At 37.9% G+C, this 20617-nt stretch carries 18 protein-coding genes; 1 reads left to right on the forward strand and 17 read right to left on the reverse strand.

From position 1 onward, the window contains the following. Nucleotides 1–28: 28 nt before the first annotated feature. The 10 genes from hflC to citZ all read right to left on the reverse strand — a co-directional run bounded on the left by hflC (nucleotide 29) and on the right by citZ (nucleotide 10064). The gene (gene hflC / locus MHB39_RS16810; protein WP_048393593.1) at nucleotides 29–1039 is read right to left on the reverse strand and encodes a protease modulator HflC; all 1011 of its coding nucleotides are present in this window, start codon (nucleotides 1037–1039) and stop codon (nucleotides 29–31) included. Continuing rightward, complete coding sequence (gene hflK, locus MHB39_RS16815) at nucleotides 1039–2010, reverse strand: FtsH protease activity modulator HflK (protein ID WP_048393591.1); 972 nt, start codon at nucleotides 2008–2010, stop codon at nucleotides 1039–1041. The genes hflC and hflK overlap by 1 nt, the downstream gene beginning before the upstream one ends. 149 nt (nucleotides 2011–2159) lie before the next feature. After that, the gene (locus MHB39_RS16820; RefSeq protein WP_048393589.1) at nucleotides 2160–2873 is read right to left on the reverse strand and encodes an LrgB family protein; all 714 of its coding nucleotides are present in this window, start codon (nucleotides 2871–2873) and stop codon (nucleotides 2160–2162) included. Continuing rightward, on the reverse strand, nucleotides 2870–3238 hold the full coding sequence (locus tag MHB39_RS16825; RefSeq protein WP_103118651.1) for a CidA/LrgA family holin-like protein: 369 nt from the start codon (nucleotides 3236–3238) through the stop codon (nucleotides 2870–2872). Before MHB39_RS16825 ends, MHB39_RS16820 begins: the two co-directional genes overlap by 4 nt. Nucleotides 3239–3589: 351 nt before the next feature. Continuing rightward, nucleotides 3590–5125 (reverse strand): ATP-binding protein, encoded by a 1536-nt coding sequence (locus MHB39_RS16830; protein WP_048393584.1) that lies wholly within the window; start codon nucleotides 5123–5125, stop codon nucleotides 3590–3592. Next, nucleotides 5122–5838 (reverse strand): response regulator transcription factor, encoded by a 717-nt coding sequence (locus tag MHB39_RS16835; RefSeq protein ID WP_016993215.1) that lies wholly within the window; start codon nucleotides 5836–5838, stop codon nucleotides 5122–5124. The genes MHB39_RS16830 and MHB39_RS16835 overlap by 4 nt, the downstream gene beginning before the upstream one ends. Before the next feature lie 52 nt (nucleotides 5839–5890). Beyond that, a complete protein-coding gene (locus MHB39_RS16840; RefSeq protein WP_004226245.1) occupies nucleotides 5891–6331 on the reverse strand; it encodes a MaoC/PaaZ C-terminal domain-containing protein in 441 nt (146 codons plus the stop codon). Nucleotides 6332–6489: 158 nt separating this feature from the next. Beyond that, nucleotides 6490–7428, reverse strand: a complete 939-nt coding sequence (gene mdh / locus MHB39_RS16845) for a malate dehydrogenase (RefSeq protein WP_004226243.1) — start codon at nucleotides 7426–7428, stop codon at nucleotides 6490–6492. Nucleotides 7429–7606: 178 nt separating this feature from the next. Further along, nucleotides 7607–8869, reverse strand: coding sequence for an NADP-dependent isocitrate dehydrogenase (gene icd, locus MHB39_RS16850; RefSeq protein ID WP_048393581.1), 1263 nt, complete (start codon nucleotides 8867–8869; stop codon nucleotides 7607–7609). Between the two features lie 79 nt (nucleotides 8870–8948). After that, nucleotides 8949–10064: a citrate synthase gene (gene citZ / locus MHB39_RS16855; RefSeq protein ID WP_048393579.1), complete on the reverse strand. Its 1116-nt coding sequence runs from the start codon at nucleotides 10062–10064 to the stop codon at nucleotides 8949–8951. A gap of 250 nt (nucleotides 10065–10314) precedes the next feature. On the opposite strand from citZ, the gene MHB39_RS16860 reads away from it, so the two are divergent. Further along, nucleotides 10315–11280 carry an AI-2E family transporter gene (locus MHB39_RS16860; RefSeq protein WP_342544642.1) on the forward strand — a complete coding sequence of 322 codons (966 nt, stop codon included), beginning with the start codon at nucleotides 10315–10317 and terminating at the stop codon, nucleotides 11278–11280. Here MHB39_RS16860 and MHB39_RS16865 read toward each other — a convergent pair. The 7 genes from MHB39_RS16865 to dnaE all read right to left on the reverse strand — a co-directional run bounded on the left by MHB39_RS16865 (nucleotide 11264) and on the right by dnaE (nucleotide 20612). Beyond that, nucleotides 11264–11653 carry an FxsA family protein gene (locus MHB39_RS16865; RefSeq protein WP_342544644.1) on the reverse strand — a complete coding sequence of 130 codons (390 nt, stop codon included), beginning with the start codon at nucleotides 11651–11653 and terminating at the stop codon, nucleotides 11264–11266. The genes MHB39_RS16860 and MHB39_RS16865 overlap by 17 nt on opposite strands. A 202-nt stretch (nucleotides 11654–11855) precedes the next feature. After that, nucleotides 11856–13616: a pyruvate kinase gene (gene pyk / locus MHB39_RS16870; RefSeq protein ID WP_048393575.1), complete on the reverse strand. Its 1761-nt coding sequence runs from the start codon at nucleotides 13614–13616 to the stop codon at nucleotides 11856–11858. Between the two features lie 26 nt (nucleotides 13617–13642). After that, the gene (gene pfkA / locus MHB39_RS16875) at nucleotides 13643–14602 is read right to left on the reverse strand and encodes a 6-phosphofructokinase (RefSeq protein WP_342544646.1); all 960 of its coding nucleotides are present in this window, start codon (nucleotides 14600–14602) and stop codon (nucleotides 13643–13645) included. A gap of 321 nt (nucleotides 14603–14923) precedes the next feature. Continuing rightward, nucleotides 14924–15880 carry an acetyl-CoA carboxylase carboxyltransferase subunit alpha gene (locus MHB39_RS16880; RefSeq protein ID WP_004226227.1) on the reverse strand — a complete coding sequence of 319 codons (957 nt, stop codon included), beginning with the start codon at nucleotides 15878–15880 and terminating at the stop codon, nucleotides 14924–14926. After that, nucleotides 15873–16730 (reverse strand): acetyl-CoA carboxylase, carboxyltransferase subunit beta, encoded by an 858-nt coding sequence (gene accD / locus MHB39_RS16885; protein ID WP_016995344.1) that lies wholly within the window; start codon nucleotides 16728–16730, stop codon nucleotides 15873–15875. Before accD ends, MHB39_RS16880 begins: the two co-directional genes overlap by 8 nt. Nucleotides 16731–16754: 24 nt before the next feature. Further along, nucleotides 16755–17396: a GntR family transcriptional regulator gene (locus tag MHB39_RS16890; RefSeq protein ID WP_036078346.1), complete on the reverse strand. Its 642-nt coding sequence runs from the start codon at nucleotides 17394–17396 to the stop codon at nucleotides 16755–16757. Nucleotides 17397–17528: 132 nt separating this feature from the next. After that, the gene (gene dnaE / locus MHB39_RS16895) at nucleotides 17529–20612 is read right to left on the reverse strand and encodes a DNA polymerase III subunit alpha (protein ID WP_342544649.1); all 3084 of its coding nucleotides are present in this window, start codon (nucleotides 20610–20612) and stop codon (nucleotides 17529–17531) included. Nucleotides 20613–20617: the final 5 nt, after the last annotated feature.

The following is a 20617-nucleotide window of genomic DNA, read 5'->3' on the forward strand; positions in this document are numbered from 1 at the left end:
TCAAGACAGAGACGACTTTAAACTGCGTTTATTTAATATAACCAGACAAGATGTTGGCATATGGTGAAGTAGCTGGCAAGATAATAACCGTATCTTCCCCAACCGTTTTCTTATAGGATTCTAATGTGCGGTATAAAGAATAAAATTCAGGATCTTGAGAGAAAGATTTATTGTAAATCTTTGCAGCCTCTGCTTCTCCTTCAGCTTGAATTAAAGCAGCTTCTTTACTTGCTTTAGCAAGCATTTCTTGTACGTGTTGATCCGTTTGTGCCTCAATACGACGTTTCTGTGCATCTCCCTCTGAAAGATACTTTTGTGCAATTGATTCACGATCTGAAATCATATTCGTAAAAACGGATTGTTCATTTTCAGTCGGTAAATCAATGCGACGTATACGTACATCTACTACTTCAATACCATAGTTATCGTTGGAAAGAAGTTCATTAACACGTTCAGTTACTTGATCGTTTATGCTGCCTCGAGAAGAATCCTCATCATTTATAATCTCCGTATAGTTAATTCGGCCAAGTTCAGAGCGAATAACAGAATAAATGAACTCTTCCATACGTGATTCAACTTTTTCTATCGTACCAGCATTCGAAATCAAGAGCTTAGGATCCGTAATACGCCATACAGCATAATTATCAATAATAATTCGTTTTTTATCCTTTGTATTAATTTCTTCTTCCGAAATCTCATACGTCATTTGGTTTTTTGGTAACTTTGTGACACTTTGAATAAAAGGAATTTTCATATTTAAACCTGGTTCACGCTCAAACTTAACAACCTCTCCAAACTGCCGAACAACAGCATACTCTGATTCTTTAACTATATAAATATTCGTTAATAAAGTAATCACTAGAGCGAATATGACCGTTAAGGTTACAGCTAGAGAGATATATTTTTTAGGATTCTTCGGTCCTTTCTTCGACATTTTAACTACATTGTCTCCCGAATCACCTTCTGAAGGAGCAGCTTTTTTACTTTTGCCAGATAAGAAATTGAGGAATTTTTCTAGATCCTTATTTTTTTGGTCCATTAGTTACCGCTCCCCTCTTTTTTCTCTGTTTGTGTCTGTTGCGACTGTTGAGGCTGTAGTTGCTGTAGTGGTAAATACTTCATCGTACTACCATCATCATTCATAATGTAAATTTGTGCTTTCGGTAGGACATTTTCAAGCGTCTCTATAATTAACCGCTCTCGTGTAATTTGCTGATTGCCCTTGTATTGCTCATACATTTTATTAAAGACCGCTACATCCCCTTGTGCTTGCTCGATACGGGCTGTTTTAGTTCCTTTTGCTTTCGACATAATAGCATCACGTTCGCCTTCAGCTTCACTAATGCGTTGGTTTTCATATTTTTCAGCTTCATTTATTTTTGTATTTTTCATTTCACGTGCATCTGTTACAGCAGTGAATGCTGCACGCACATCTTTATTTGGCAATTCTACATCTTGCAATTTCACACCTAAAACGCTTATTCCAATATCGTATTTTTCAATAAGAGAAACTAATAATTGGCGAGTATTTGCTTCGATGTCAGCTTTACCTTCTGTTAACGCTGCATCGATAGAAGAGCTTCCGATTATAGAACGAATGGCACTCGATGTCGCGCTATGTAATATTCTTTCTGGATCCTGCGAATTAAATAAAAACTTATTAGGCTCTGTAATTTTCCATTGAACAACAAGGTCTGTTAAGACAATATTTTCATCCCCCGTAATCATTTTTGTTTCGGCATCGTATGCCTCTAACTCACCTGCTTTATTTTGCTTATAACCAAATTGCAGACTAAACGTTTCTTTTGACAAAATTTCTACGGATTGGACGGGCCAAGGTAATTTAAAATGAAGACCTGGATTTGTTACTGTATCATCGGCACGACCAAATGTAATAACCACAGCTTGCTCTGATTCATCTACCGTGTACCATGAAGTAAAAACTGTAATAAGTGCAATAATTCCAAATATTCCAAGTCCAACAATCATTAGTGTCCTTTTCACACTCATGTCTGTTCCTCCTTTTGCTTAGTACTATTGTTTACGGTGAACCCTTATAAAAAGTTTCAAAATATTTTCATATAATGATTGTAAAGGACAGAATCCTCTGTATCTCACTCTTAACAAAAGCTTATCAATGCAAAAAAATCCTGTTACCTTTAGGGCAACAGGATATTGATAACCAGATGTTCAAATACTGGGAAAATGGTAGTGGATAATACAATACTAATTAATGCAGCAACGATCATCGCTAGACTAGCAAATGTGCCTTCTAGCTCTCCAAATTCAAATGCTTTTGATGTACCCGTTCCATGAGCACCCATACCAAGCATTAATCCTCTAGATGAAGGTCTGTGAAAACGACATACTTTGATAACGATTGGTGCTAACAAGCTTCCTAAAATACCAGTCGTCATAACGAAAACAGCTGTAAGCGTAGGAGAACCACCAATCATATTAGAAATATCCATCGCAATAGGTGTTGTTACAGAACGTGGCACTAAACTATGCACCAACTCATCATTTAAGCCCACCAATAGAGCCATCATAAAGGATGACACAATAGCAACCGCTGAACCAACAGCAATGCTGATGAAAATTTCAAATGCGTGTTTTTTTAATAGGTTGACATTTTTATATATAGGAACGGCAAACGCAACGGTTGCTGGTCCTAGTAAATTTGTTAAGACACTCGCTCCAGAATTGTAGGAATTATAAGATACACCTGTCAGTAGTAAAATACCTATAATGACTAAAGGTGTAATCAGCATAGGTGTCAGCCATTCTTTTTTATATTTTTTATAAAACATTTTACAAATATAAAAAATAGCAACGGTCCCAAGTAAGCTGACAATGGCGATTAATAAAGTCATATCGCATCACCCTTCTTTCGCCGCTCTAGCCATTGTGCTGTATACCCCGTTACAAACATTACCACAATGGCACTCACAACAATGACAAGCACAACCTTCATTCCTTGCACACCAAATAAGGCATGATAATCAATAACACCAATGGCAGATGGAATAAAGAATAATAAGAGTTCACTTAATAGTACGGCTGCTCCTAATTCAATCCATTCAAGCTTGATTATATGAAACTGTAACAGCAAAAATAATAGGACAAGTCCTATTATACTCCCTGGAATCGGCAAGTGAAGTAGGCGTGCAATAGTATTTCCGATTAATAATAGGATATAAAGATAGCCGATTTGCACGATACTTTTGACGATTTTCATGGTCATCCTTCTCTCATTTTTTTCTCTGCCTCAACAGTCAGGAAAACACGATTCGAATGATAAGAAGGTTGATTCACTGACTGTCAAAGCGTTCGTCTAACAGACAATCGCGGGTAAGATGGTTGTTAAACTTTATGCTACTATACTTTACACCTATTTACGTTCCCTGTAAAACAGAAAAAGAACCTAGTGTCTAAAAAACACTAAATTCTTTCTGTGGGGAATATAAAGCAGTTAAAAATCTTCTATTAGATTTTTATGGTCATCGTCTTAACAATCATATTGGGGGTTTCTAGAAATAAGTATAGTGCCCAAATATGAATGTAACATGTTGTTCATGTAAAGGATTTGTTAATTTTTCGGAATCATGACAATCATTTTAGTTCCTATGCCGACTTCACTCTCTACTTGAATTCGGCCATGATGCGCCTCGACTAGATGCTTAACAATCGCTAAGCCTAAGCCTGTTCCACCAGAATTACGACTTCTCGCTCGATCCACCCGATAAAATCTTTCAAAAACGCGCGCTATTTCATGTTTTTCAATACCAATTCCTTGATCCTCTATTTCGATAATGCCATGTGTTTCATTTTCCTTTAATCGAATAGAAACAGTCGTGTTTTCAGGTGAATATGTAATCGCATTGGTAATTAAATTCGTCACAATCTGAATGATACGATTGGCATCCCCCATAACCTGAACATCTCGTTCGATATCCACCTGGAAGCTCATATTTTTTTCATCCAATCGCGGAGCTGTCAATTCTGCTCCACGAATTAGAACATCCTGTAAGCCCATCGGCATAATATTGACAGTAAAACCATGCTGCTCGATCTTTGAGAGCTCTAGTAAATCTTGAATCAGCATTTGAAGTCGATTACTTTCTTTATATATAATCTCCAAAAAGGAAATCAGCATTTTTTCGTCTTTATAGGCCCCATCCAATAAAGTTTCTGAAAAGCCTTTAATAGATGTAATAGGTGTGCGTAATTCATGTGATACATTCGCAACAAAGTCTTTCCGAATTTGTTCTAATCGAACTAGTTCCGTTATATCATGCATAACGATAACAACGCCTAGCCATCGTCCGTGGTCCCCGATGACCGGTGCCCCATAAACTTCTTTGTTATAAAGTTCTTGCTGTACTTCCATTTTAATTTGTTGTCGATAAGGCATTTCTGTCAGAAAAACATGATCGATAAATTGCTCTAATGATTTAGGTAAGCCTATTGTACGAAAAACCTTTCCTTGTACATCATCAAGCTGCATTCCAAAGCGCTCCAGAAATACTCGATTTACAATGGAAATATTCCCCTCACGACCAATCATCATAAGGGAGCTCCCCATATTTTCAATTAAGGTTTTCAGTCTTTCTTCCTCTACTTCACGTATCGTTGTAATATCTTGCAAATTTCGTGCCAATATGTTTATGGAATGACTCAGTGGTATCATCCGTTCATGCTCATTTTCTTGAGCACGCGCACGATAGTTACCCTTTGCAAGCTCAAGGGCAGTGTCTGTCACATTATCAATCGGTGCAGTAAAGTTACGTATCATATAACGACTTATAATTGCTATTAATATCAACGTGATGGTAAAGAGAATAGCCAGTACTCCGTAAAGGCGAGCACGCACATAGTTCAATAAGGATTCGTCTCGTTCCATAGCCTGAGCTGCGTACAAAGCTTCCTGATCTTCCTTCGTTAAATCCATTTTGCGTTCATCGATTACTTGGTCCATTGATGTCCGTATCTCAGTGGTTGCTTGCTCGTTATATTGCTCGATATAAACAGGAAAAAGCTGACCTATAACAATCATTAGGACAGCTAGTATCGTTCCAAGTAAAAGCATGAATGTCAAGAATAAGCGGTTGCTCATCGATTTCATGTCGTTTTCGGCTCCTCAAATTTATAACCAAGACCTCTAATTGTTTTTATAAACATCGGCTTGCGGCTATTTTCTTCAATTTTATCGCGAAGGTGGCTAATGTGTACATCCACAATTCGAGTATCGCCAGCAAAATCATATTTCCATACAGCACTTAATAGCTGATCACGTGTTAATACACGATTTTTATTTTCAAGTAAATAGATGAGTAGCTCAAACTCTTTTGGTGTAAATTCCAGTGCCTCATCCTGTAAAAATACTTCAAATCGCTCTGGGTACACTCGCAATTGTCCAAACTCATACATTTTTTCCTGCGCCTCATCCTTATCATCTGCGACAACATTTTGCGTGAAACGTCTTAATACAGCCTTGACACGCGCTAAAACTTCACGAGGACTAAAAGGCTTTGTCATGTAATCATCTGCTCCCAACTCAAGACCAAGAACTTTATCAAATTCGTCATCTTTAGCAGTTAGCATAATAATTGGCGTATTCATACGTTGTTGTCGTATTTGTTTACAGACCTCCATGCCATCTAGTTTTGGAAGCATCAAATCTAAAAGAATTAAATTTGGCTGTAAGTCGATTGCTTTTTCAAGCCCTTCCTGACCATCAGCAGCCGTTTCCACTACATAGCCTGCCTGTTCTAAATTATATTTCAATAATGTTGCAATCGAAAATTCATCTTCAATTACTAAAATCGTTTTTGTCATGTCTAATGCCTCCGTTAGTGATTTGAAACCCCCATTTCAAATCTCAAGACGTCTATAGCGCAAGTGGTGGAGTCACAAGCAATAAACCTTCAATTACAAGCTGCTTCTGCTCATTATATGAGTGGACAGATACAGTGATGGTATTGTCATATTTATTGATTGCTGTAACCTCTAATAGCGTATCGAACAATTCATAATGATAGAGAGGTCCTAAATATTTCAAATGTTGCTCAATAATTCGTGCACCTGGTCCTGGAATATACTTTGACACAGCTGATGTAATAATACCATTTAACATAATTGTCGGCACAATTGGCTTTTGAAAAGGTGTCATAGCCGCATAATCATGTTGAATATAAAGCGGGTTACTATCGTTTGTAAGGCCTAAATAAAGCAATAGATCCCTATCTTCAATTTTTTCAGTGATATGGATTTTCTCGCCAACTGTAATTTCATCGATTGTGAGACCAAGTTTACTATTTTTTTGAAGCAAAGATACGCCAACCCCTTTTCTATCATACTACATTCATAGTATCAATTTTATGCTAAAAGTACAATGAAAAGCAGAAGAACCTTACCTTTCTCAACCCTGGAAACATAAAAAAACGAGCAGGAACATTCCCTACTCGTTTTAAGACTTAGACTGATATTCTACACTAAAATTTTCATCACATTACGAACTGCTTCTGCCGATTGATCTAAAGCTGCTTTTTCTTTGTCCGTTAATTCTAGCTCAAAGATTTTTTCAATACCGTTTTCGCCAAGTAATGTAGGAACACCTAAGTATAAATCATGATAGCCGTACTCGCCTTCTAAATAAGCAATAGATGGTAAAATACGTTTTTGGTCTTTTACAATAGCTTCAGCCATCTCTATTAGTGCCGCAGCAGGCGCATAATAGGCAGAGCCGTTACCAAGTAAGTTGACAATTTCTGCTCCACCATTACGCGTTCGGTCAACAATTTCTTCTAAACGTTCAGCAGAAATAAGTGTTTCTAACGGAATACCACCAGCAAATGAATAACGTGTTAACGGTACCATTGTGTCACCGTGACCACCTAATACAAAACCAGTAATATCTTTCACTGAAATCTTAAGTTCTTCTGCCACAAATGCACAGAAACGAGCCGTATCAAGAACACCTGATTGACCAATTACACGGTTTTTAGGGAAGCCAGTTTCTTTGTATACTGTGTATGTCATGGCATCAACTGGGTTTGTCAGTACAAGGATTGTAGCATTTGGTGAATGCGTAGCAATCTCTTTTGAAACAGTTTTCATAACACTCTGATTGATTTGAACAAGGTCATCACGGCTCATACCTGGTTTACGTGCAACACCAGCGGTAATGATCACTACGTCAGAATTCGCCGTATCTGCATAATTGGAAGTACCTTGCACATAAGAGTCAAACCCTTGTATTGGTGCTGCCTCCCACATATCTAGCGCCTTACCCTTTGTTGGGTTTTCTGCTTGTGGAATATCCACTAATACGACGTCACCAAGTTCTTTCTGAGCTGCTAAAAATGCTGCAGTAGCGCCTGTAAAACCGCCACCGATAACTGAGATTTTTTTTCGTTTCAGAGACATTTGAATACGCTCCTTTAAAATTAGGTTATATATTTTAAAAGAGGGAGGAGACTTCCATCTCACTCCCTCAATTAAACAAGTTTATCGTAAATATTCAATTAAAATTTACTGTCACCCTAATTATATCGGCAGAAAAAAGCATCCGCTTTAGCGATAAATTCTATTGTAGAATAGAAAATTATAGGTTTTTGATTAACTCATTAGCGAATTCTGAACATTTCACTTCTGTAGCGCCGTCCATTAAACGTGCGAAGTCATAAGTAACAACTTTAGAAGAAATTGTTTTCTCAACAGATTGAGTGATCATGTCAGCAGCTTCTTGCCATCCTAAGTGTTCAAGCATTAATACACCTGAAAGTAATACTGAAGATGGGTTTACTTTATCTAAACCAGCATATTTTGGAGCTGTACCGTGAGTAGCTTCGAAGATCGCATGGCCAGTAACATAGTTAATGTTAGCTCCTGGAGCGATACCGATACCACCAACTTGTGCAGCTAAAGCATCAGAAATATAGTCACCATTTAAGTTCATTGTAGCTACTACATCGAACTCAGTTGGACGAGTTAAGATTTGTTGTAAGAAGATATCAGCGATAGAATCTTTCACTAAGATTTTGCCAGCTGCTAAAGCATCAGATTGAGCTTTGTTTGCTGCTTCTTCACCTTGTTCAGCTTTGATAGCATCGTATTGGTTCCAAGTGAAAGTTTGATCAGCAAATTCTTTTTCTGCTAATTCATAACCCCATTTTTTGAATCCACCTTCAGTGAATTTCATGATGTTACCTTTATGAACTAAAGTAACAGATGGGCGTTTATGTTTAATTGCGTATTCGATAGCAGAACGTACTAAACGCTCAGTACCTTCTTTAGATACAGGTTTAACACCGATACCAGAAGTTTCTGGGAAGCGGATTTGATTTACACCAAATTCAGATTGTAGGAAGTTGATGATTTTTTGAGCTTGTTCTGAACCAGATTCGAATTCAATACCAGCGTAGATGTCTTCTGTGTTCTCACGGAAGATAACCATATCAACGTCTTCTGGGCGTTTAACTGGAGAAGGCACTCCATCAAAGTGACGTACTGGGCGTAAGCATACATATAAGTCAAGTTGTTGACGTAATGCTACGTTAAGAGAGCGGATACCACCACCGATTGGTGTAGTAAGAGGACCTTTGATTGCAATTAAGTATTCATTAATTTTGTCTAAAGTTTCTTGTGGTAACCATTCACCAGTTTGGTTAAATGCTTTTTCACCAGCTAAAACTTCTAACCATTCAATTTTCTTTTCACCGTTATAAGCTTTTTCTACTGCTGCGTCAATTACGCGTGATGCTGCTGCCCAGATATCTGGACCAATTCCATCACCTTCGATGAAAGGAATTACTGGATTGTTTGGTACATTAAGTACGCCATTTTCAACTACAATTTTGTTTGACATTCTGTTGCCTCCTAAATTCATAATCATAGGACTGTGTTAGTGATAACACAGTCCCAAACATTCTAGCATATTTTCCAAATTAGCGCTCGCTGATTGGAACATATTTTTGCATGCCTGGTCCAACATACTCAGCACGTGGACGGATTAGGCGGTTATTAGCATATTGCTCAAGGATATGTGCCACCCAACCTGAAGTACGTGATACTGCGAAAATTGGTGTGAACAGGTCATGATCAATACCTAAAGAATCATACACTGACGCAGAGAAGAAATCTACGTTTGCAGGTAATTTCTTTTGTTCTACGATCATGTCATGGATTTTAACTGACATTTCGTAAAGCTCTGGTTTACCAGTTAGCTCAGTTAATTTTTTAGACATTACGCGTAAATGCGGAGCACGAGGGTCGCCTTTACGATATACACGGTGACCGAAGCCCATGATTTTTTCTTTGTTGTCTAATTTATTTTGAATATAAGATTCAACATTTTCAAGTGAGCCAATTTCAGTTAACATTTTCATAACTTGCTCATTTGCTCCACCGTGAAGTGGTCCTTTTAATGCACCGATCGCTGCAGTTACACCTGAATAAACGTCAGATAATGTAGCTACACATACACGTGCAGTGAATGTAGATGCATTTAACTCATGGTCAGCATGTAATACTAATGCTTTGTCGAATGCTTCAATTTCAATATCTGCTGGCTCTTCGCCTTTAAGCATGTATAAGAAGTTTGCCGCATATCCTAGTTCAGGTTTTGGTGAAACTGGTTCTAAACCTTTACGAACACGTGCAAAAGCAGTTACTACTGTAGCAATTTTAGCTTGAAGACGAATTGCTTTACGGTAGTTTGCTTCTGGATCCATAACATCCGCTTCTTCATCGAATACACCAAGTAAAGATACTGCAGTACGCAATGCAGCCATTGGATGTACAGTTGAAAGTGGGTATGTTTTAAATTGGTCGACAATCGCTTGCGGAATTGACATGTTGTCTGCCAATTGTTGTTTTAATTCAGCTAGCTCGTCCTCTTTTGGTAAACGAGTATGCCATAACAGGTAAATTACCTCTTCGAATGACGCATTTTCTGCTAAATCATCAATGTTGTAACCAACATATGTAAGTGTGTCATCGATAATTGAACTGATTTTAGATTCCGCTGCTACGATACCTTCTAAACCTTTAGTTGCTGACATAAATTATCGCTCCCTCATACTTATTTTTTTGTTGCAAATGCGTTTTTTATGTTGCATTTACGAATTTTGCTCATATGAACCATTAAGTAAATCGCTTACATTGCTATTATAATCATTTTTGACAGCTTTGTGAATGAAAATCCTCCAAATAAAGAAAAAGACGTCCGAACGACTATATAATTGTCCTAAAGAGATTTTTTTGTATATTTTGACATTAATTTATCAAATGGTTTGGGGTGAATTTGTAAAAATGAGGAATTTAAAGTATTTTTCATACGAAAGAACTACGAGCGTTTTGCTATTTATTTTTTATTTAGTCATACTTTGGTTTGTATTACCTGTGTCACTGGCAATTTTTTTATCATTTTCAACGTATCCTATCATAAATTTTTTACACAAATATTGTAGGATTACGTATTGGATTGCAGCAATTATTGTGGAAGTATTAATATTAACCTGTATTTTTCTACTAGTTGTCATATCTATTAACAGTATTATCGTCATTTTCCCAGAAATTCGAGAGACTTTACAAAATTTCCCGCTTATCAGTGAATATGAATCCATGTTTGTACAAGTTTTAAAAGAAAAATCACTGTCCATTTTCGATTCCATCATCGTATATACAGCAGATCTTTTCCAATTATTAATGAAGCATGTCATTGAGGTTTTCATCTTTTTAGTCGCTTATTACTTTGCGCTTCTAGAAACACGTAAATCACGCTATTGGTTCTTTCAATATGTGCCTAAAAAATATCGTCAAGAGTGGCAATCTCATTTTGCAAAAATCATGCAACTTTTTCATTATTTCTTATTTGTAGAGTTTCAATTATTTACGATTACCCTACTCATTCTTTGTGCTGGCTTTATGATCCTTCAATTTGAACAAGCCATTATTAAAGCATTTATTGTAGCATTTGCAGATGTACTACCGTTTTTCGGAATTGGCGTTTTTCTTGTGCCAATGAGCATTTATTTTTATTTCAATGGCAATACCTTTTTATGTGTGGCCATTTTACTACTCTATTTATTTGTACAATTAACAAGGCAGCTAGCCGATTCGATGCTTTGGTCCAATACGCTTCAGCTACGCACATTCCATACATTCTTTATCAGCGCTGCCTCTATTCTATTATTTGGCTTTTATGGTATATTACTGAGCCCTATCTTTTTATTTCTAGCTGTAAAACTGAAAGAAAACGCTATCTTTGAACGATGATGAATTGACCTTTTTTCATTTTTTTACGCATCCAGTAATAGACAATGGGTTGGAACATTTTTCGAGAAAATGGCATGAGTAGGAATAAACCTAGGACATTTGTTAAAAATCCAGGTAACGCTAAAAGCAAACCACCACCAAAAGTTAAAAAAGTATCCACTAATGCAGCTCCTGGCGCTTCTCCGCGTGCCAATGTATTTTTCACATTTTGAACAGAGTTCATACCTTTATTTTTCATGACATAAATCCCAATCACACTCGTAGCAATAATGAGCAATAATGTACTTAAAACACCAATATTTTGTCCAATGACTATTAATAACGTCAATTCGGCTAATGTGTAGACAATGAAACCAAGAAAAATTTTTCGCATATTTTTCTCCTTTCTACTTGAAAAGCTATACCTTCTATACGTTATTATAGCCCGTTTAGTTTCATAAAAAAATGAATAGACCTATTCTAAGAGAAAGCAACTTCTGTTAAAGAAAGAAATTAATAGTTTCCATAAAGTGTGTGTACAACCTTTATGAAAAAGCTCTAGTACAACAAACCGCACTAGAGCTTTTTGTTAATTATTAAAGAACGCTTGCATGTCCTTTGTATATCACACCTGTTTCAGCGTCCATTGTAATTTCTTGACCATGACGGATTAATGTAGTTGCTTCTTTTACACCAACGATTACTGGAATACCTAGGCTTAACCCTACAACTGCTGCATGGCTAGTAAGTCCACCTTCTTCAGTAATTAGGCCAATACAATTTTCTAAAGCAGGCATCATATCACGATCTGAACCGACTGTAACAAGGATGCATCCGTCTGTATCGTAGGCAAGTGCCTCAGCAGCATTTTTAGCAACTACTGTTTTACCAACAACTGATGCTTTTCCGATCCCTTGTCCACGTGCAAGTAAATCTCCAATAATGTGAACTTTCATTAAGTTTGTTGTACCCGCTTCACCTACAGGTACACCTGCTGTAATGACAACTGCGTCTCCATGTGTAACAAAACCATGCTTCAAGCTTTCATCCACAGCTAGTTCTAAAATTTCATCTGTTGTTGTCACGCGTTGACACACAATTGGGTATACGCCCCATACTAGTGTTAATGTATGAGCTGTATTTGTAGAGCCTGTTACGGCAACAATTGGCACTCCAGGTCGATATTTTGCAATCATTCTCGCTGTATTACCACTTTCAGTTGGTGCCAATACGGCTTTCACCCCTAAATTGATAGAAGTATAAGCTACAGCTTGTGAAATTGCCTCTGTCATATTTGCTTCTTTCTCACGACTACGTGTAGAAACAATTGATCGATAATCTAATGAATTTTCAGTGCGTTGTGCAATTTTATTCATCGTTTGTACCGATTCAACTGGATAAAGACCTGCGGCAGTTTCACCAGATAACATGATAGCATCTGTTCCATCAATAATTGCGTTGGCTACATCACTTGCTTCTGCACGTGTTGGTCGTGGGTTACGCTGCATGGAATCTAACATTTGAGTTGCCGTAATTACCGGTTTACCAACTTGATTACATTTTAAAATTAATTTCTTTTGTACAAGTGGTACTTCTTCTGCTGGAATTTCAACACCAAGATCTCCACGAGCAACCATTAAACCGTCAGATACTAGGATGATTTCATCGATGTTATCGACACCCTCTTGGTTTTCAATTTTTGGGATGATTTGAATATGACTACCACCATTTTGTTCAAGCAATTCACGAATTTCAAGAACATCTTTTGCACGACGAACAAATGAAGCAGCAATAAAATCAACACCTTGTTCGATACCAAATAAAATATCTTGTGCGTCTTTTTCTGTGATACCTGGTAGTTGTACAGAAACACCTGGTACGTTAACACCCTTTTTATTTTTTAGTACGCCAGCATTTTCAACAATTGTATGAATTAATCCTTTTTCCATATCCGTTGCTAATACACGTAGTTGAATTAGTCCATCATCAAGTAAAATAATTGAATTTTGCTCAACGTCTTCAATTAAGCGCTCATATGTGACAGAAAAGCTCGTCTCAGTACCTTCTACTTCTGTCATTGAAATATCAATTACTTGACCTGCTGACAAATGAAGCTCGCCATTTTTCATGTTATGTGTACGAATTTCTGGTCCCTTTGTATCAAGTAAAATTCCCACTGGTTTATTTAATTTTTGTGCCACTTCACGAATTAAATGAATACGCCCTGCATGTTCCTCATGTGATCCGTGTGAAAAATTCAAGCGGGCTACATTCATACCTGCTTCGATTAATTTTTCTAAAATTTCTGGTGACTCACTTGCAGGTCCAATTGTACATACGATTTTTGTTTTTCTCATTTTTGCCCACTCCGTTTTATAACAAATTATATTGATAGTTCTTTCATTAGTGTATATAGGCTTACATCAGCCTCATGATTCTTTTCAAAAGCCTCTGGCATATCATAATCAATGACTTGATGATTGCGAATACCTACTGCTCGACCAGCCTTGCCTTCCATAAGTAATTCAACTGCATGTGCGCCAAACTGACTCGCTAATACGCGATCTCTTGCTGTAGGTGATCCACCACGTTGGATATGACCTAATACTGAAACACGTGTTTCTTTTCCTGTTTTTTCTTTTAACAGTTTTGCCAGCTCACTTCCTGACATAACACCCTCTGCCACAATAATAATACTATGCTTTTTACCACGTGCTGCACCACGATCTAAGCGTGCGACAATATCATTTAAATTATAATCTTCTTCTGGAATTAAAACTGTTTCAGCACCAGCAGCAAGACCTGCCCATAAAGCGATATCTCCTGCATCACGTCCCATGACCTCTACAATGAATGAATTTTCATGCGATGTAGCGGTATCTCGGATTTTATCAATGGATTCTACGACTGTATTTAGGGCTGTATCAAAGCCGATCGTATATTCCGTTCCTGGAATATCATTGTCGATTGTCCCAGGTACACCTACAACAGGGAAGCCTTTTTTTACTAAATCCATGGCTCCTCGATATGACCCGTCACCACCAATGACAACAAGTCCTTCAATACCAGCAGCTCGTAAATTCTCAATTCCTCGTTGCTGGACAGCATCCTCTTTAAATTCTGGGCATCTTGCAGAATTCAAATGCGTTCCACCGCGTTGAATAATACCACCAACTGCACCTAAATCAAGTTCTTCCATATACCCTTTTACTAAGCCTTCATAACCATGCTTAATTCCGACAACATCGATTCCATGAAATGCTGCCTTACGAACAACCGCTCGAATAGCTGCGTTCATTCCAGGCGCATCTCCACCACTAGTTAATACAGCAATTTTTTTCATTGTCGAACCTCCTGCAGTTACTATTATTATTCACATTAACATGAAAAAACAAACTATGTAAGGGTTCTGAGGATACAAAAACATAACTTTTACATAAAAAATGAAAAGAATGCGCTTTCACACACTCTTTCCACCTAAAAACATCCTAAATCTAACATTTTTTCAAGAAGTCTGGCGTTCATTATGCGCTATTATCTTCTTTAATTTTTATAGCTTTTTAATATGTTAAGATACAAATTTTGTCTCTTAACGAGCAAATTTATTGCTTTAGATTTTTATACACTGTAAAGGTAAAGAACAATCATCTGTTAACAAACAGATTTACACTTCTGTATACTGTCCAATTTTTTTAAATTTTTCATAGCGATCTTCAACTAATTGTTCTCCATTTAAAGAATTTAATGCATGAAGTGTGTCACTAATGCATTCTTTAATAGAAAGGGCCTGTTTTGCTACATTGCGATGTGCTCCACCAATAATTTCAGGAATAATGCCATCAATTACACCAAGTTCTTTCAAATCGGGTGCTGTGATACGCATTGCTTCTGCTGCCTGCTTAGCCAGACTACCGTCACGCCATAAAATAGATGCTGCTCCTTCTGGCGAAATAACAGAGTAAGTCGAGTTTTCGAGCATAAAGACACGGTTTGCTACACCTAATGCTAGTGCACCACCACTTCCTCCTTCACCAATAACGATACTAATTACAGGTACAGTTAAGCCAGCCATCTCTACAAGATTTCTAGCGATTGCTTCACTTTGACCACGTTCTTCAGCAGCTTTCCCTGGGTAAGCACCTTTTGTATCAATAAAACAAATAATTGGTCGTTTGAATTTTTCAGCTTGCTTCATCAAGCGTAGTGCTTTTCGATACCCCTCTGGATGAGGCATACCAAAATTACGACGTATATTTTCCTTAGTAGACTTACCACGTTGATGTCCAATAATTGTTACTGGTTGCCCTTCGAAAATGGCAATCCCACCAAGAATGGCTGCATCATCACCAAATGTACGATCACCATGTAATTCAATAAAATCTTCACACATTGCTTCAATATATTGAAGCGTTGTAGGTCTTTCTGGATGTCTTGCTACTTGCACACGATCCCACGGCTTCATATTGGCATAAATCGATTGCTCTAATTGTGATAAACGTGTTTCAAGCTTTTCGATTTCACCAGACATATCTACTTCTGCTTCAGCAGCAATTGTTTTTAATTCATCAATTTTCTCACGTAATTGTACGACTGGTTCTTCAAATGCTAAATTTTTAGACATGTTGCACGCCGCCTTTCGTATGCATTTTTACAAGTAAAGAAACTTGTTTACGTAAATCCTTGCGATGGAAAATGGCATCAAGCTGACCATGCTCTAATAAAAATTCTGCTGTTTGGAAATCACTTGGCAGTTTTTCTCGTACCGTTTCTTCAATTACCCGACGCCCTGCAAAGCCAATTAATGCCTGTGGCTCTGCAATATTTATATCACCAACAGAAGCAAAGCTTGCGGAAACTCCACCTGTTGTTGGATGTGTTAGGATAGAAATGAATAATAAGCCTTGATCACTGTGGCGTTTTAATGCCACACTAGTTTTCGCCATTTGCATTAACGATAATACGCCCTCTTGCATACGGGCACCACCACTAGCGGTAAAGATAATAAATGGTACACCTAGTTCTGTAGCCTTTTCTACTGCTCTTGTAATTTTTTCACCAACAACAGAGCCCATTGACCCCATACGGAAGTGCGAATCCATAATCGCTACGACAATTTCTTCACCATCTAACGTACCAACACCTGTTAGGACAGCCTCGTTCAAGCCTGTTTTCTCTTGGTCTGCTGAAATTTTTTCAACATATGCTGGGAAATTAAGGGGATTACTTGTTTGTAAATGATCATCCATGGATTCGAATGAACCTTCATCTAAGAAATATGCCACACGCTCTTGTGCTGTCATTTTGAAATGATGACTACATTTTGTACATACTTTATGATTTTTTTCTAATTCCTTTGTTAATTGAATGTGACGACATTCAGGACATTTCGTCATTAATCCTTCTGGAAATGCCTTTTCTTGCCCGTCCTCTTTCTTTTTTCGATTACCACTAAATAAGCTACGTATTGCCATGTTCGACTCCCCCTTTGTTGTTGTTTAAATGCTCTGTACAGTACTCATCCACTGCTCATAAGCTTTTAATGCTTCTTTTTCGTAACCAAGCTGCATCGATTTCAACATCGTTTGAATGATTAATTTTTCATCTTCTGTTGAGTTTCGATTTAAACGGTCGCCATCATAAGCTGCTAATTGAAACCAGATTTTTAACGAAAGACGATTACCTGTCGTAATTAATAGTTCTCGTAAAATATCTCGACAATTAATTGTACCTTCTATCTCTAGTTTCACAAAAAAACTATCCCACACAGGCAGTGTGCGAAGAGTCTCTGTACAACTTATTACGCGAATTGCTTCCATTTCATGAATTTGTCGCGTCAATTCGACATCTTTTTTTGATTTTTCATCTTCTAATATAAACATCGACAGTATTTCTACGAGCTGATGCTTATGTGTGGACGCAAGAAAAGTACCACCACCATGTCTCGTTTCAATAAGTCCTAGCAACTCTAAGCTTCGCAAAGCCTCTCTCACAGAGGATCGCCCGACACCTAGACGCTCTGATAGAACTCGTTCTGAAGGTAGTTTCTCACCTGCTTGAATTTTTTCCATTTTAATGAGTTGACGTAGTTGTTGGACGATTTCTAAAAACACTTTTTTTTGTTCGGTTTTTTTATCCATACGACTAACTCCCCTTATCAAAAAAGTGGTCTGACCACTTTTTAACGTTGACTCTAGCTTACAAAATAACTGTTCAAAAGTAAAGAAAAAACTGCATAAAATTTAATGCAGTTTCTAAATTCTTGTTTTATTTTATATCTTTTTCGTCGTTTGCGCATGTTTTACTTTGATTTGTGGCTTACCAAAACGTCTTTCTAAAACACCATCAATCAACAGCATTTCCTCCTCTAACAGCAGGTCTTGGACCAATTGAAAAGTTTGTGGAAAAAATGTAATAGAAACCGTACCAAACTCATCCTGTAGCTGAACGAAGGCCATTTGCTCACCTTTTTTTGTACGGATTTTCTTCACTTCTTCAATCAGACCAAGCATTTTTATGGAGGAGCCATCACGCTTCTGCTTTAACTCTCGGCAAGTACAATTGATATCCGCCCAGTATAGTCTTTCCTGCGCGACTGGATGGGTAGAAATATAAAAGCCCAAGCTCTCTTTTTCATGCATCAATTTTTCCTTCTCGGACATTGCTTCTGCCTGCATATATTTTGGCTTCCCAAAACTAAATGCCATTGCTGATGCCAAATCGATATCTTCAGTGGGCCTTAAAAGTTCCGCGTGTTTCAAAGCTGCATCTACTGTCATGATGAGGACTGCTCTATCCTTTTCTAGATAATCAAGCGCTCCAGCATATATCAATGATTCCAACACTTTTGGCTTAAAATGCTGCGCACTTAAGGCAACAGCCAGATCAAATAGGTTATTTAATACTTCTGGATTTGTTTGACGGAGTCCATGCATTTTTTCTATAAATGTGTGAGGCACACCCTTAATTCCTGATAAGCTGTAGCGAATGCCTTCATTTTCTACAGTAAAATACTTCGTACTATTTTTTAAAGAAGGTGGATAAAATGGGATGCCCTTATCTTTCGCCTCATGGACAAGTTGTTGAATCTTTTCTATATTTCCCGTTGCACTCGATAATAACGCTGCATAAAAACTTTGAGGGAAATGTGCCTTTAAATAAGCCATTTGATAGGAAATAACACTATAGGCCACAGCATGACTTTTAGGGAAACCATAATCCGCAAAGCGTACGATCAATTCGTAGACCTCTTCAGCTACACGCTGGTCAAAGCCTTGACGTAGTGCCCCCTGAACAAATGCAGTACGTTGCTCCTCTAAAACTTGTCGATTTTTTTTACTCACTGCACGGCGAAGTAAATCTGCCTGTCCCATAGTAAAGCCAGCCAGTACTGATGCAATTTTTATAATTTGTTCTTGATAAACGATCACACCAAAGGTCTCTTGTAAAATAGGCTCTAGCACTGGATGTGGCATCGATACCATTTCTCTGCCAGCTTTCCGTTTTGCATAGACAGGAATAAAATCCATTGGACCTGGACGATAAAGCGCATTTACAGCAACAATATCTAAAAAGCTCGTAGGACCGATATCACGTAAGGCTTGCTTCATACCGTCTGATTCTAATTGAAAGATCCCCAACGTATCCCCTCTTTGTAATAGCTGAAACGTCTTGTCATCATGCATAGGGATTCGTTCAAATTCTATCCAAGGACCACCGGCTTTATAAATTGACCAACGTATTTGCTCTAAAATAGTGAGATTGCGCAAGCCTAAAAAATCCATTTTAACGAGACCACATGCTTCAATATCTCCCATTGGCCATTGCGTACTATAAATACCATCATGCCCTTCTTCAATCGGTACAGTATTCACTAAAGGCGATGGAGCGATGACAATACCAGCTGCATGTGTAGAGGAATTTCTTGGTAGCCCCTCCAATTTTAATGCTACCTCGTACCAACGCATATGCTTATCATTCTCCGCTAGCCAGCCTTGAAAGACCTGTGACTCAGCTACAGCTCTTTGTAATGTAATTCCCGGCTTATTTGGAATCATCTTCGAAATTTTTTCTAGCATCTCTGCATCAAAGCCAAATACCCGCGCAACATCTCTGGCTACTGCTTTTGCAGACAATGTTCCAAATGTAATAATTTGCGCAACATTTGCTTTACCATATTTTTGGGCAACATACTGAATGACTTGATGTCTTTTACTATCAACAAAATCGATATCAATATCAGGTAAGGTGATTCTTTCAGGATTTAAAAAGCGTTCGAATAATAAACCATAGGCAAGTGGATCTACTTGTGTAATCGAAAGACTATATGCCACAAGGGAACCTGCTGAGGAACCACGTCCTGGTCCCGTCAAAATTCGATTTTCTTTAGCATAACGCATGAAATCCGCCACAACTAAAAAATAGTCCGCAAAGCCCATAGAGCAAATAATTTCAAGCTCATATTGTAGTCGTTCATGATAAGCAACAGGTATTGCCAGTTGCTTAAATCGCTCTTCTAATCCAGTAAATGCTTCTTTAGCAAGCAAGCGTTCAGCCGTTTCCCCTTCAGGTACAGGAAATTTAGGCATTTGAACAGGCATTTTTGGTATATCAGCTCTACAGCAAGCGAGCATTTTCGTACTGGCATCAAGCCAATCTGGACGATCAGCAAACCAATGTTGCCATTCGTATGCTGTTGGGGCAAAATAGCCCTGTACATCAGCTGTTTGCATAGTAGTACCAAGTTTTTCTCCTGTATCAATTGCTCTTGCTACTTCATAAGCAAAATGATCTTCTGGACGCAAAAAATAACAGCTTTGAGAGGCTACAAGTGTAATGGCCTGTTCTTCACACCAGAAAACGATATCATCTTCCTGTTCAGCCTTTATCCCTCCAGGTCTAGCAATCCCCATATAGAAATGATGGTTAAATAGCTGGACCAAAGCAGAAACCATTGCCTGCCAGTCATCTAGACCTGCTAAATCGTCTGAAGAAAGTAGAGCTATACAGCCTGCTGAATACCCCTCAAGCCACTTCCAAGGCAGCACATCATCTTGTCTAATTGAAATCGCACTACTAATCTTTAATAAATGTTGATAGCCTTCCTGTGTCTGCGCATACAGGACGAGGGGAAGGGTTTTGTCACGCCATTGAACGTTAACCGAAAGCCCAATGACCGCATGGATATTTGCTTGCTGCAATGCTTTACAAAAAGGCAAAAGCCCGTACAATTTCGTATTAACGATTGCACAGGCTTGTGTCTTTTGTTCTTGTAAAAAAGGAATCAATTGTTCAAGCCGAATTGTGCTTTTCAATAAATCCGCGCTCGTATGCATCTTTGTATATACATGTGTCAAATGAA

The sequence above is a fragment of the Lysinibacillus sp. FSL K6-4013 genome, assembly GCF_038630435.1.
Lineage (GTDB): Bacteria > Bacillota > Bacilli > Bacillales_A > Planococcaceae > Lysinibacillus > Lysinibacillus boronitolerans.